Here is a 12248-nt window from a genome sequence, read left to right as displayed (position 1 = left end):
GCGGTGATTTCGCCGATGGAGTGGCCGGTGAGGTAGTGGGGGGTGATGCCCCAGGTGGTGATGAGGTGGTGGAGGGCTGTTTCGAGGGCGAAGAGGGCGGGTTGGGTGTATTGGGTTTGGTGGAGGAGGTTGTGGGGGTTGTTGAAGACGATGTCGCGTAGGGGGTGTTCGAGGTGGGGGTCGAGGGCTTCGCAGGCGGTGTCGAAGGCTTCGGCGAAGGCGGGGTAGGTGTGGTGGAGTTCGCGGCCCATGCCGGTGTGTTGGCTGCCTTGTCCGGCGAACAGGAACGCGAGTCGTCCGTTGCTGTCGGCGTGTCCTTGGACGATGTTGGGGGCGGGTTCTCCTCGGGTGAGGGTGGTGAGGGCGTCGAGGAGTTCGTGGCGGTGGGTGCCGGTGATGGCGGCGCGGTGGGGGAAGTGGGTGCGGGTGAGTGCGAGGGCGTGGGCGATCTGGGTGGTGGTGAGGTCGGGGTTGTGGGTGAGGTGGTCGTGGAGTCGGGCGGCTTGGTCCCGGAGTGCGTTCTCGTCCTTCGCGGACAGCACCCAGGCCAACGGGGTTCCGGGCTCGGCGGGTTCGGTGGCCTCGGTGGCCTCGCCCGTGTCGCTCGTCGCCGGGGCCTCCGCCAGGATGACGTGGCAGTTCGTCCCGCCCATGCCGAACGAGGAGACGCCCGCGACGAGCGGGCGGTCCGGGTGCGGCCAGGGGCCCAGCTCCGTCCGCACCCGGAGGTTGAGGTCGGTCAGCGGGATGCGGGGGTTCGGCGAGGCGTAGTTGAGGCTCGGGGGCAGCATCCGGTGGCTGATGCTGAGCGCCACCTTCAGCAGGCCGACGATGCCCGCGGCACCCTCCAGGTGGCCGACGTTGGTCTTGGCCGAGCCCACCAGCAGGGGGGACCGCTTGTCGCGCTCGCTCCCGAGCGCCGCGCCGAGCGCCGTGGCCTCGACGGGGTCGCCGACCGGGGTGCCCGTGCCGTGGAGCTCGACGTACTGCAGGTCCCCGGCGTGGACCCCGGCGTTCCGCCGGGCCAGGCGCAGCACCTCCTCCTGGGCGCTCGCGCTGGGAACCGTCAGACCGTCCGTGGAGCCGTCGTTGTTGACGGCGCTGCCGCGGATCACGCAGTACACCCGGTCGCCGTCGCGCAGCGCGTCCGCCAGCGGCTTGAGGAGGACCAGACCGCCGCCCTCGCCCCGGGCGTAGCCGTTCGCACGCGCGTCGAAGGTGTAGCAGCGGCCGTCCGGTGACAGCCCGCCGAACTTCGCGGCGCTCACGGCGCTCTCGGGATCGAGGATGAGGCTGACGCCGCCCGCGAGCGCCATGGTGGACTCGCCGCGCCGCAGGCTCTCGCACGCCATGTGCACGGCCACCAGGGACGAGGACTGGACCGTGTCCACGGCGACGCTCGGCCCGTGCAGCCCGAGGGTGTAGGAGACGCGGTTGGCGATGATGCCGCGCTGCAGCCCGGTCAGGGTGTGCCGGCCGATGGCTCCGGCCCCGCCGCGCCGCAGCAGGGTCGCGTAGTCGTCGCCGATGGCGCCGATGAAGACCCCGGTGCGGGTGTCCCGTACCGCCGCGGGCACCACCCCGGCGTCCTCCAGGGCCTCCCAGCCCAGTTCCAGCACGAGTCGCTGCTGCGGGTCCATGGCCGCGGCCTCGCGCGGGGAGATGCCGAAGAACGCGGCGTCGAACCGGTCCACGTGGTCGAGGTAGCCGCCACGGCGCGTGGGCGCCTTGCCCGGCGCGTCGGGGTCGGGGTCGTACCACGCCTCGGCGTCCCAGCGGTCCCGCGGAGTCTCACCGACCGCGTCCACCCCGTCCCGGAGGTTGCTCCAGAAGACCTCGGGGCGAGGCGCCCGGGGAAGGCGGCAGGACAGTCCTACTACGGCAATGGGAACGTCCCGGCCGACGGGTGCGCCGGAGTCGGCGGGGACGGTCTGACTCGCGATGGGCTCCATACCCCCATCCTGCGAACGGCTCTTACGCGGCCCTAACCAGTGCCTTACGGGGTGTGCGGCGTACCGCGCGGGACCGGCCACCACCGGGCGCGGACCGCCGCGCGCCCTGCCGCCGCTCGCGCGCCGGATCGAGCGGGGCCGTCCGTGGTCGCGCGGCGCTTTGCCGAATCTTGAGAAAACCCTGGTCAAGCTGGAACCATGGCCCCGGGGCGTACGTCGTACCCACCGGTGATCGGCCAGGGGGACAGGCCGCCCGGCACGTTAGGCTCGTTCCGGGGGAGCGGCCTGGGTGCCGCCATCGGACAAACTGCTTGGGACGGGCGTGCGGCTCCACGGGGAGCCGGGGCCCGTCCCGTCCTGCCACGGAGGGACTGGCCTTGCACATCGACGCCTGGATCGAGGGGATTCCACCGACGGCGGTGTACGCCGTCATCGGTCTGATCATCGGGTTCGAATCGCTGGGCATTCCCTTGCCCGGTGAGATCGCCCTGGTCACGGCGTCCCTGATGGCCGTCAAGGGTGTGGTGAGCCCGTGGGGCGTCGCGATCTGCGCGATCGCCGGTGCGATCATCGGCGACTCGATCGGCTACTCGATCGGGCGCAAGGGCGGCAAGCCGCTCTTCGAGAAGCTCGGGCGCAAGTTCCCCAAGCACTTCGGCCCCTCGCACCTGGCCACCGCCGAGCGCTCCTTCCAGAAGTGGGGCATGTGGGCGGTCTTCTTCGGCCGCTTCATCGCCCTGCTGCGGATCTTCGCCGGTCCGCTGGCGGGCGCGCTGAAGATGCCGTACTGGAAGTTCCTGATCGCCAACGTGCTGGGCGGCATCGTCTGGGCCGGCGGCACGACGTTCCTGGTCTTCAAGGTCGGCAAGGCCATCGAGCCGTGGCTGGCCCGGTTCTCCTGGGCGGGTCTGGGGGCGGCCCTGGTGATCGGCCTCCTCTCGGCGTGGATCATGAAGCGCCGCGCCGCCAAGACGCACGCCAGGATCGAGGCGGAGGAGGCGGCCGCCGCCGCGGCGGCCAAGGAGCCGGCCGTCGACTGACCCCTCGACTCGCCTCTCGTCCGCCATCCGCCGTCCACAGTGATCGTCGCGGGTGCCATCGGGCCCTCGGAGTAGCATCGGCCGGGTACCAGCCGATCTTGCACTCCGGAGGGCCCGATGGCTTTGCAGCCGACGTGGGATGCCGTGGACGCCTACTTCTCCGAGCAGCTGGTCGGCGACGACCCGGTGCTGGCCGCTGCCACCGCCGCCGCTGTTGCGGCCGGGCTGCCGGAGATCGCGGTGGCCCCGAACCAGGGCAAACTGCTGCACCTGCTGGCGCTGACCCAGGGCGCGAAGCGCATCCTGGAGGTCGGCACGCTCGGCGGCTACAGCACGATCTGGCTGGCCAGGGCGCTGCCGGCGGACGGTAGGCTGATCAGCCTGGAACTGGACGGCCGGCACGCCGAGGTCGCCCGGGCCAACCTGGCGGCCGCCGGGCTGGCCGGGGTCGCCGAGGTGCGGCTGGGCCGGGCCGCCGACTCGCTGGGCGAGCTGGTGGAGCAGGGCACGGAGCCCTTCGACCTGGTCTTCGTCGACGCCGACAAGCCGAGCAACCCGGAGTACTTCCGCCGGGCGCTCCAGCTGACCCGGCCCGGCTCGCTGATCATCATCGACAACGTGGTGCGCGGCGGCGCGGTCGCCGACCCGGACAGCACCGACCCGGCGGTGCTCGGCACCCGCGCGGTGCACGAGCTGATCGCGGCCGAGCCGAGGGTCAGCGCGACCGCGGTGCAGACCGTCGGCAGCAAGGGCTACGACGGCTTCACCCTGGTCCGCGTCCGGGACTGAGCCTCCTGGCCCGGCGCCGGGCCCGAGCTCCTTGGCCCGGGGCCGGGAGCGAGCCCCCTGGCAAGGGTGCGGGACCGAGCCCCCCGGCAGGGGTGCGGGACCGAGCCCCGCCGGGGACGCGAGCCACATCTGAGAACGGAGAAAGAACGTGCGGATCGGACTGCTGGGCACCGGCCCCTGGGCGGGGCGGGTGCACGCACCCGTCCTGGCCGAGCACCCCGGGCTGGAGTTCGCCGGCGTCTGGGGCCGCCGACCGGAGGCGGCCGAGGAGCTGGGCGCGGCCCACGGCGTGCCCGGGTACGCCGACCTCGACCGGCTGCTGGCCGACGTGGACGCGGTGTCGATCGCGCTGCCCCCGACCGTGCAGCCGGGCCTCGCCGTCCGCGCCGCCGAGGCCGGCTGCCACCTGCTGCTGGACAAGCCGGTCGCGCTGACCGTGCCGGACGCCCGGGCGGTGGCCGAGGCGGCGCGCGAGCACGAGGTCGCCTCGGTGGTCTTCTTCACCGTGCGCTTCGGCGGCGAGCAGATCCCGTGGATCGAACGGCAGGCGGAGCTGGGCGGCTGGTTCACCGGCCGCTCGGACTGGCTCGGCTCGGTGTTCGCGCCCGGCAGCACCAGCCCGTACGCCGCCTCGCCGTGGCGCGTGGAGAAGGGCGCGCTGTGGGACGTCGGCCCGCACGCGCTGTCCGTGCTGCTGCCGGTGCTGGGCGACGCGACCCGGGTGACGGCGGCGGCCGGCCCGCTGGACACCGTGCACCTGACGGTCCGCCACGCCGGCGGTGCCTCCAGCACCCTCGCGCTCAGCCTGACCGCGCCGCTCGCGGCGGGCGGGACGGGCATGGAACTGCGCGGCGAGCACGGCGTGGCGCAGCTTCCCCCGCGCGGCGAGGGCCCGGCCGCGGCGCTGCACCGCGCGCTGGACGCGCTCCAGGCCTCGGCGGCCTCCGGTGTCGCGCACCCCTGCGGGGTGGACTTCGGGCTGCGGGTGGTGGAGATCCTCTCCGGCGCCGAGCGCTCGCTGGCCACCGGCGCCACGGTGGATGTCTGAGCCGCTGACCGGCGTGCCAGGGCGTCCGGCTGCGCCGCTGATCGGCGCCACGGTGTCCGGCTGCGCCGCTGACGTCGGCAGGGCCCGGTGCGGAGGGAACTCCGCGCCGGGCCCTGCCGCGTGTGGACGGCGCGCGCGGCGGCTCAGTCCGGGGGGAGCGGCGGCAGGACCGCGGACGGGCGGCGGTCGGTGGGGCGGGCCGGCGGGATGACCGGGGCGTGGAAGTCCCGCGGGCCGGTCCACAGCGCCGGGACGGCGTCGCTGCGCCGGGCCAGTTCGTACGCGAGGGCCTCGTAGTTGACCCGCCACCCGTGGAAATGCGCCCAGGCCTCCTCGACCGGGCGCTCCCGGGGAAAGCCGGCCGCGGTGATCATCGCGACGGCGCCCAGGTACTCGGCGTAGGTCAGCCGGATCGGGACGTCCGGGTCCGGGTCGGGGTCGAAGTCGAACCGCAGCGCCCGGGCGATGTCGCGCATCGCGGTGAAGCCGGCCCGGATCACCAGCCGGGACTCGGGCGGGGCCGAGCGCGGGCAGAGCGCCAGGTGGAGGGCGGCGGCGTCCATCACGGCGATCAGACCGACCACCCAGCTCCGGTTGGGCTGCGGGGAGCGGAAGGCGAGCAGCACCGGGTAGTTGGAGTGGCTCTCGCCGATGTCGGCGGCCAGCCGTTCCCAGTCCCGGTAGAGCTGGGGGAGGGCCGTCTGGGTGTCCACCAGGGACTGGCGGGCCAGCAGCTCGGGGCCCCAGGCGGGCTCGCCGGCCCGGGACTGGAGCAGCGTCACCTCGGTCTCGCGGCGCTGGTAGGCGGCGTACAGCGTCGGCAGGTACGCGATCTGGAGGGCGATCACCAGCGGGCCGCTGGCGGCGGCCATGAAGTCGATCGCGGAGAGCTGGAGCCGCTCGCCGCTGGCGAAGCCGAGGGTGAACAGGCTGGACCCGGCCTCGCGCACGGCCACCGTCCAGCCGAGTCCGGAGGTGCCGTGCAGCAGCAGGGTGTAGGCGGTCAGCATCCCGCCGAGCCAGACCCCGAGCATGCCCAGCAGCACCAGCGGCGCCAGCCAGGTGAGCGCCCGGTCCTGCGCCTGGTAGCCGCCGGACCGGAGGGCGGTGAGTCTCAGCAGCGTGCGCAGCACCCGCCAGAGCCGCATCACCAGCGCCGCGTAGAGCCCGCGCGGCACGACCAGCGTGCGCAGGATGCTGCCGACGACCAGCAGGAGGAGCAGCGCGCCGAGGGCGGTCTGGATCATTCTCATGGCGCCATTCTGGCGGTCGGCCGGGGCTGCCGAGGGCCGTCGCCGCGCCCCGGGGAGGACCGTGGCCGAGCTTCGTGGAGGCCGTCGCCGGGCCTCGTGGATGCCGTTGCCGAGCCCTTCGGGTGATCGTCGGCGCGCGGTATGACCATGATCACACCGTGGGCATGCGTACGTACAGCGGTGTCTCCCGCGTCTATCCGGTTGGAGGGGCAGTTTCACGAGTGAATCGGAGACTTGGACTGTGCGTGCTCAGCAAGACGGCGGCGGTCGGGCCGAGGAGGCGGAGCCCGGGCGCCGGCGGTGGCGTACCCCGCGGCGTCGGAGCGCGTCCCGGGGGCGCCGGCGGCGACGCCCGTCACTGCGGATCGACTACCCGCGCGGCGGACGGCGCGGGGTCCGCCGCTGGCTCCCGTCCTGGCGGCAGCTGCTGCTGCTGGGCGGTGCCGGGACGGCGGTGCTGACCGGACTGCTGGCCTGGTTCTTCGTGACCACCAAGGTGCCGGAGGACCTCAACTCCTTCGCCACCCAGCAGAACAACGTCTACTACTGGGCGGACGGCACGGAGATGGCCCGGATCGGCCCGACCAACCGGCAGGAGGTGCCGCTCGACCGGGTGCCGGAATCCGTGCAGTGGGCGGTGCTGGCCGCCGAGAACGCGACCTTCTACTCGGACCCGGGCATATCGGTGACGGGCATCGGCCGCGCGGTCTCCGAGATGGTCACCGGCGGCGACACCCAGGGCGGCTCGACCATCACCCAGCAGTACGTCAAGAACATCTACCTGAACCAGCGCCAGGACATCTCCCGCAAGCTCAGCGAGATCGTCATCGCGATCAAGCTGGACGACCGGATGAGCAAGCAGGACATCCTGGCCGGCTACCTGAACACCAGCTGGTTCGGGCGCGGCAGTTACGGCATCCAGCGCGCCGCGGCGGCCTACTACGGCAAGGACGTCTCCGAACTCGACCCGAGCGAGGGCGCCTTCCTGGCGGCCGTGCTGAAGGGAGCCGGGCAGTACGACCCGGCGGTCGGCCCGGAGAACCGCAAGCGGGCCGAGGACCGGTGGTCCTGGATCCTGGACCGGATGGTGGACGTGGGCAAGCTGTCCGCCGCCGAGCGGGCCCGCTACACGGTGTTCCCCGAGCCCAGGCCGCAGCCCAAGTCGGCGGGGCTGAGCGGCCAGGTCGGCTACCTGGTGGACATGGCCCGGGCCTACGTGGAGAGCCACAGCGACATCACCCCCGCCCAGTTCGACCTCGGCGGCCACCAGATCCGCACCACCTTCGACAAGCCGAAGGTCGACGCCCTGGCCGCCGCCGTGCAGGAGGCCACCAAGGGGATCGACCCGGACAACCGGGAGGCCGACAGGCTGCTGAAGGTCGGCGCCGCCTCGCTGGCCCCGGACGGGAGGATCGTCGCGCTCTACGGCGGCCCCGACTACCTGAAACAGGGCTTCAACAACGCCAACACCACGACGGTGCCCATCGGTTCGGCCTTCACCCCGCTGGTGTACGCCGCCGGGCTCGGCGAGGGCGTGCAGCGCCAGCGGGACGGCGCCCGCACCCCGGTGGCGCCCACCACCACGTACAACGGCGACGACGGGGTGAACGTGATGACCCCGGAGGGGCCGTACTGGGGGCGGGACGGGAAGATCGCGAAGACCGCCAACGACGGCAAGCGCAGCTGGGGCCAGGTCACGCTGCGCAGCGCCGTGGAGCAGTCCGTCAACGGGCCGCTGATGCAGCTCGGCATGGACGTCGGGCTCGATCGGGTGCAGAAGACCGCGACGGACCTCGGCGTCCTGCCCGGCAGCATGGGCGAGTTGGTGCCGGCCTTCGGCGTCGGCAACTCCACTCCGAGCGCGATCCGCGCCGCCGACGCGTACGCCGCCTTCGGCGCCGGGGGCCGCCACGCCGACCCGTACTCGGTGCTCTCGATCAGCCGCAACGGCGAACCGCTGGCACTGCAACTGCCCGCCACCGTCCAGGCGTTGCCGGCCGCGGTCGCGGGCGAGGTGGACGCGGCGCTCAAGGGATCGGTGCGCGACGGCGCCGCCAAGGCGGTCGCGGAGGCGGGCCCGGGCCTGGCCGCGAAGCCGGGCACGACGCCGGACCGCACGGCCGGGTGGATCGTCGGCTACGGCGGGCAGCTGTCGACGGCGGTCACCGTGTTCCGGGCGGACCTCAAGGACATGAAACTGCTGTCCCTGGAGGGCGTGGGCGGGGCCGCGCCGGACGTGCCCGACACGGTGCTGCCGACCCGGATCTGGACCGCCTACATGAAGGCGGCGGGCGGTCGGTAGGCAGGTCCTGGGGCGTCCGGGGGCCCAGGGGCCGCCGCGGGGCGTGCGCGCGGGTCCTTCCTCGGATTCCCGCGCGCCGCCCGCCGTCAGGTCGCTCGTCGGACGGTCAGATCTTCACGGTGAGCCAGGCGCCGAGGCCGGAGCAGCCACGGGCGTCGTAGGTGGTGCTGCGGTAGCCCGCCGGGATCGGCGAGTAGGGGCAGGTCCAGATGCCGTTGCGGACCAGCTCGTGGTACCAGGCGCCGACGCCGCTGCATCCGTTGACGCTGTAGTTCGTCAGCACGTAGCCGGAGACGATCGGCGAGCCGGAGCAGGTCCACAGGCGGTCCTGCGCGGGCTGCTGGAACCAGGAGCCGTGGTTGCTGCAGCCGCTGGGGTTGTACATGGTGATGACGTAGCCGGCCGGGACGGGAGCCCCGGAGCAGCTCCAGCTGCCGGCCGCGGTCGCGGTCGCCGACGCGGTGCCGGCCGTCGTGCCGGTGAGGGCGGCCGCCAGCACGGCGACCGTGGCGGCCACCCGGCCCGTACGGGTCATCAGCTTGCGCAGGATCTTGGTCACGGTGACACCGTTCCGATCGGTCGTCTCCCCGCCGTCGGCACGGTGGGGGAGGGGCTGGGCGTGACAACGGGGACGCGCCGCACAGTAGCGGCGACGATCAGCTCGCTGATAGATCCAGAACGGTGAACAGACGTACCTGACCGGAAATGATCGATCCGCATCTGTTGGAACGGTGATGAAACCGCGAAACCGCCCCCGCCCCGACCCGGAGGCGTGACGCCTGCCACGGTAGTGTGCGCTGATGGCGGCCGGAGGCGGAGGCTGGGCGGGTGGGGCGGAAAGCGAACTACCGGACCATGTAGCGGTACACCGGGGCACCTTCCCAAGCGGGCGTCTTGTCCCCCAACTCCCGGTAGCCGAGGGCTTCGTACATCTTCATCGCAGCCTCGGCCTCGGGCCGGACCGCGAGCGTGACGCGCTCCACCCGGGGCCCTCCAAGAACGGCGGTATGCAGCTGCCGGCCCAACCCCTGCCGACGCTGACCCGGAGCCACGGCGAGTTCCCGGATCACGAACGTCCGGTGCCCGTCGTCGCGCGTGAAGTCCTCGTCCAGGCCGAGGCCGTCCCACCAGTGACTGCCCGACTGGAGCAGGACGCCGAAAGCGAATCCGACCAGCGAAGCACCTGAACGAGCCAACACCAACCGGAAGCCGGGCATGGTCCGGAACGCCTCGTAGCCCTCCAGGAACCCGGCCAGGTCGCGGGGACCCTCGAAGTACGGCGGCTCAGCGAACACCTGCTCGTACAGTGGCGCTATCTCGTCCAACACCCGGGCAGCGGCATCCGGATTTGTGATGGTCTCGAACACGGGCGTCTGCACGGTTCTCCCTTCAGGCGATCAGAGGCGCGGAACTGGCGGCTGCCAGGGAGGGGTTCAACAGCTTGAGGTGGGAGTGCGCCTCCTGCATCGAGGTGCGCGCCCGGCCGGACGACACCTCGGGTACGGGCACCGCCCGGGCCTCCGGCTCCCTACGACACGCCGGTGCGTGCGGCGAACTCGCGCACGCCGGACACGCTCGCTGGTGCGTACAGGAGGTCTGTCGTCAGCGCCCGCAGCGCGGGCCGGCGCACTTCCTCCGGGGCGACCTGCTCGGTGAACCGCAGGGCGGCGAACGTACGGTGGTGATCGCCGAGGTGGTGCCACATGCGGGCGCAGTCCGTGCCGTACCGGGCCCGGCGCTCCGCGGTCGGCAGCCGCCCCGGGGCGATCCGTGCCGCGTACGGAACACCCTCGTCCGGAGTGCCCAGCGCGGTGTGCACGCCGACCCAGTACAAGTCGGCCTGCGCGCTGGTGGCGTCGACCGTGAACAGCTGGCTCGGCGCTCTGGTGCCGGCGGAGGCCAGGCGGCTGACCGCGTCCTCGGCGCCTCCCATCAGGCCAAGGGCGTCACTGCGACGCCGCCCGCACGCGGCCGTGTAGGCCGCCGTCATCAGCAGTGTTGCCGCGACCGCCTGGGACGTGGCGTCCGGATCCCGGCAGAGAGAGTCGGCAGTGCGACGCAGGAGGTCGACGGCGGCGGCCGGTCGACCGGCACGTCGCATCGTGATCGCCAGCACCCGGGCGGCCTCCCCTTGGACCACCGGGTTTCCACTCGACTGAGCCGCAGCCAAGGCCCGCTCTGCCGCCGGCCAGGCGACGTCCTCGTGCCCCTTCACCGCGAGTTCCGTCGCCAGTACCCAGGCGCGGGCCACATACGCGTGCGCCTCCTCCCGGGCCCGGCCGGACAGCGACTCGCGGGTTGCCTGTGCCGTGCCCAGCAGGCCGGGAAGCGCGGCTCCGAGATTCTCGTACCGGGCCGCCGTGAACTGGTCGCGCGCCAAAGCCAAAGCCCGGCCGAGTTCCTGCAGAGACACGGGCGCTGAGTCGGTCTGTCCGTACAGCGCCCCGACGATCCGGGTCGACGCGTCCGGGCGGTCGGCGGCTGTCGCTGCCGCCGACGGGAGCATTGATGTCCCAGCCGCCGCCATGCCGGCCACGAGCAGCTGCCTGCGGAGCATGGCGTCCTCCTGATCTAGGGTCACATCTCGCGACAGATTAGCCGGTTGGTCCAGGCCGAGGGCGTCAAGCTGCAGCCCCAGCACCTGAACGATGACCGCGAGCGGCTGGTCGGCAGGCCGAAGTAGGCCCGACTCTATCCGGCTGATCGCGGACGCCGAGTAGCCACAGGCCCGGCCCAGTTGGGCCTGTGTCATCCGCTGCGCACACCGGGCGGCCCTGATAGCCGTTCCGAGCCGACGCTGATGTGACACGGCGCCCCTCCGATCCTGTGGGGCCGCCACCGTATCGGCGGGACCGCGCCCGCAGGCAGGGCGTGCACAGGTGGTGCGGGGCACGCACACGGCGTGCGGGAGGCCCCTGCAGGCCTCCCCACGCGGCCGCCAGGCGAGTTGCCTGGTGAGTGCCCCGGCCGGGCGCATCCACATCCCACCCCTCATCCAGAGGAGAGTGCGTCATGAGCGCAGCCCTGATTGACTGCCCCGGGACCCCGAAGCCGACCCACGACACCCCGCAGCCCGGTAACGTGCCGAACAGCGACCAGCCCGCGGCCGCCATGTCGTGCCCGATGTGCGGGTCGGGCGCCACCTACCAGACCATGGACGGCCGGTGGGGCTGCACCCAGTGCGGCTCGACCTGGGCCTGAGCGAGAGGAAGAGGCATGCAGGTCTGCGCCGAGTGCCGCACAGCGAACGCGGTCATCGAGGACCTGGACGTCGATCCCCCACGGCCGTGGTGCCTCGGGTGTGCCACCGCCCTCGTGGCCGCAGGCGATCCGGTGTTGCGCTACCGGGACCTGACCGACGGAGCAGCCCGCTACTCACGCGCCTTGACCACCCGCAGCACTGCGGTGCTGCCGTTCGGGTAGCTGCCGCCGAACACAACGAAGCGCCCCCGCTCGGCCACGGCCGAGCGGGGGCGCTGTGCGGTGCCTTCAGGGAGGCTGACCCCCGCAGGTGCGGGGAGAACCTCGCGCTGCCCGGCGACGTGGAGCGCGTCTACGGCTGACCCCCGCAGGTGCGGGGAGAACAAGGTCGGAGTGACCAGGCCGGTTCCGGTGACCGGCTGACCCCCGCAGGTGCGGGGAGAACATGACGGTGGCGCCATCGTGGCCGTGGATCTCCGGCTGACCCCCGCAGGTGCGGGGAGAACGCTCTGAGCTCCGGCGCCGCCGCCGCGTTCGACGGCTGACCCCCGCAGGTGCGGGGAGAACGCCGGCGGGGTCCTGGAGAAGGCGTCCGGCTTCGGCTGACCCCCGCAGGTGCGGGGAGGACTTGTCCCGCCAGTCCGGGGTGTAGGCGTCGAGCGG

General features: G+C 72.8%; 11 protein-coding genes and 1 CRISPR repeat array (1 of these 12 running past the window's edge). Of the genes, 6 read left to right on the top strand and 5 right to left on the bottom strand.

The features are described from left to right. Positions 1-1952 (bottom strand): type I polyketide synthase (locus ACFRAR_RS19290; protein ID WP_380699308.1); only part of this gene is annotated, 1952 nt, incomplete at its 3' end. A gap of 377 nt (positions 1953-2329) precedes the next feature. On the opposite strand from ACFRAR_RS19290, the gene ACFRAR_RS19285 reads away from it, so the two are divergent. The 3 genes from ACFRAR_RS19285 to ACFRAR_RS19275 all read left to right on the top strand — a co-directional run bounded on the left by ACFRAR_RS19285 (position 2330) and on the right by ACFRAR_RS19275 (position 4829). Then, positions 2330-2992, top strand: coding sequence for a DedA family protein (locus ACFRAR_RS19285; protein ID WP_380699307.1), 663 nt, complete (start codon positions 2330-2332; stop codon positions 2990-2992). A gap of 117 nt (positions 2993-3109) precedes the next feature. Beyond that, positions 3110-3781 (top strand): O-methyltransferase, encoded by a 672-nt coding sequence (locus ACFRAR_RS19280; protein WP_380699306.1) that lies wholly within the window; start codon positions 3110-3112, stop codon positions 3779-3781. Positions 3782-3929: 148 nt separating this feature from the next. After that, positions 3930-4829, top strand: a complete 900-nt coding sequence (locus ACFRAR_RS19275; RefSeq protein WP_380699305.1) for a Gfo/Idh/MocA family protein — start codon at positions 3930-3932, stop codon at positions 4827-4829. Between the two features lie 143 nt (positions 4830-4972). Here ACFRAR_RS19275 and ACFRAR_RS19270 read toward each other — a convergent pair whose 3' ends face one another. Next, on the bottom strand, positions 4973-6082 hold the full coding sequence (locus tag ACFRAR_RS19270) for a hypothetical protein (protein WP_380699304.1): 1110 nt from the start codon (positions 6080-6082) through the stop codon (positions 4973-4975). Positions 6083-6323: 241 nt separating this feature from the next. Between ACFRAR_RS19270 and ACFRAR_RS19265 the strand changes: the two genes are divergently transcribed. After that, positions 6324-8384 (top strand): transglycosylase domain-containing protein, encoded by a 2061-nt coding sequence (locus tag ACFRAR_RS19265; protein WP_380699303.1) that lies wholly within the window; start codon positions 6324-6326, stop codon positions 8382-8384. Between the two features lie 106 nt (positions 8385-8490). Here the strand turns inward: ACFRAR_RS19265 and ACFRAR_RS19260 are convergent, their stop codons facing one another. From ACFRAR_RS19260 to ACFRAR_RS19250, 3 genes are all read right to left on the bottom strand, one after another. Continuing rightward, entirely contained in the window at positions 8491-8943 is a 453-nt protein-coding gene (locus tag ACFRAR_RS19260) for a hypothetical protein (RefSeq protein ID WP_380699302.1), read from the bottom strand. Positions 8944-9229: 286 nt separating this feature from the next. Continuing rightward, positions 9230-9751, bottom strand: a complete 522-nt coding sequence (locus ACFRAR_RS19255) for a GNAT family N-acetyltransferase (RefSeq protein ID WP_380699301.1) — start codon at positions 9749-9751, stop codon at positions 9230-9232. Positions 9752-9912: 161 nt separating this feature from the next. Beyond that, positions 9913-11193: a helix-turn-helix domain-containing protein gene (locus tag ACFRAR_RS19250; RefSeq protein WP_380699300.1), complete on the bottom strand. Its 1281-nt coding sequence runs from the start codon at positions 11191-11193 to the stop codon at positions 9913-9915. 203 nt (positions 11194-11396) lie between these two features. Here ACFRAR_RS19250 and ACFRAR_RS19245 point away from each other — a divergent pair, with 203 nt between their 5' ends. Further along, a complete protein-coding gene (locus ACFRAR_RS19245) occupies positions 11397-11585 on the top strand; it encodes a hypothetical protein (protein ID WP_380699299.1) in 189 nt (62 codons plus the stop codon). Between the two features lie 15 nt (positions 11586-11600). Continuing rightward, a complete protein-coding gene (locus tag ACFRAR_RS19240; protein WP_380699298.1) occupies positions 11601-11807 on the top strand; it encodes a hypothetical protein in 207 nt (68 codons plus the stop codon). Positions 11808-11879: 72 nt separating this feature from the next. Further along, positions 11880-12248: direct repeats of the CRISPR family, unit length 28 nt; unit sequence GGCTGACCCCCGCAGGTGCGGGGAGAAC; it runs 87 nt beyond the window's last position.

The organism is Kitasatospora sp. NPDC056651 (genome assembly GCF_042792155.1).
Classification (GTDB): domain Bacteria; phylum Actinomycetota; class Actinomycetes; order Streptomycetales; family Streptomycetaceae; genus Kitasatospora.
Note: the sequence above shows the minus strand (reverse complement) of the source record. Positions and strands in the feature narration are given on the sequence as shown.

Bases quoted from the DNA above. Each gene is read 5' to 3' on its own strand.
- ACFRAR_RS19280 (WP_380699306.1), top strand. From the start codon at position 3,110: ATGGCTTTGCAGCCGACGTGGGATGCCGTGGACGCCTACTTCTCCGAG.
- ACFRAR_RS19270 (WP_380699304.1), bottom strand. From the start codon at position 6,082: ATGAGAATGATCCAGACCGCCCTCGGCGCGCTGCTCCTCCTGCTGGTC.
- ACFRAR_RS19245 (WP_380699299.1), top strand. From the start codon at position 11,397: ATGAGCGCAGCCCTGATTGACTGCCCCGGGACCCCGAAGCCGACCCAC.
- ACFRAR_RS19240 (WP_380699298.1), top strand. From the start codon at position 11,601: ATGCAGGTCTGCGCCGAGTGCCGCACAGCGAACGCGGTCATCGAGGAC.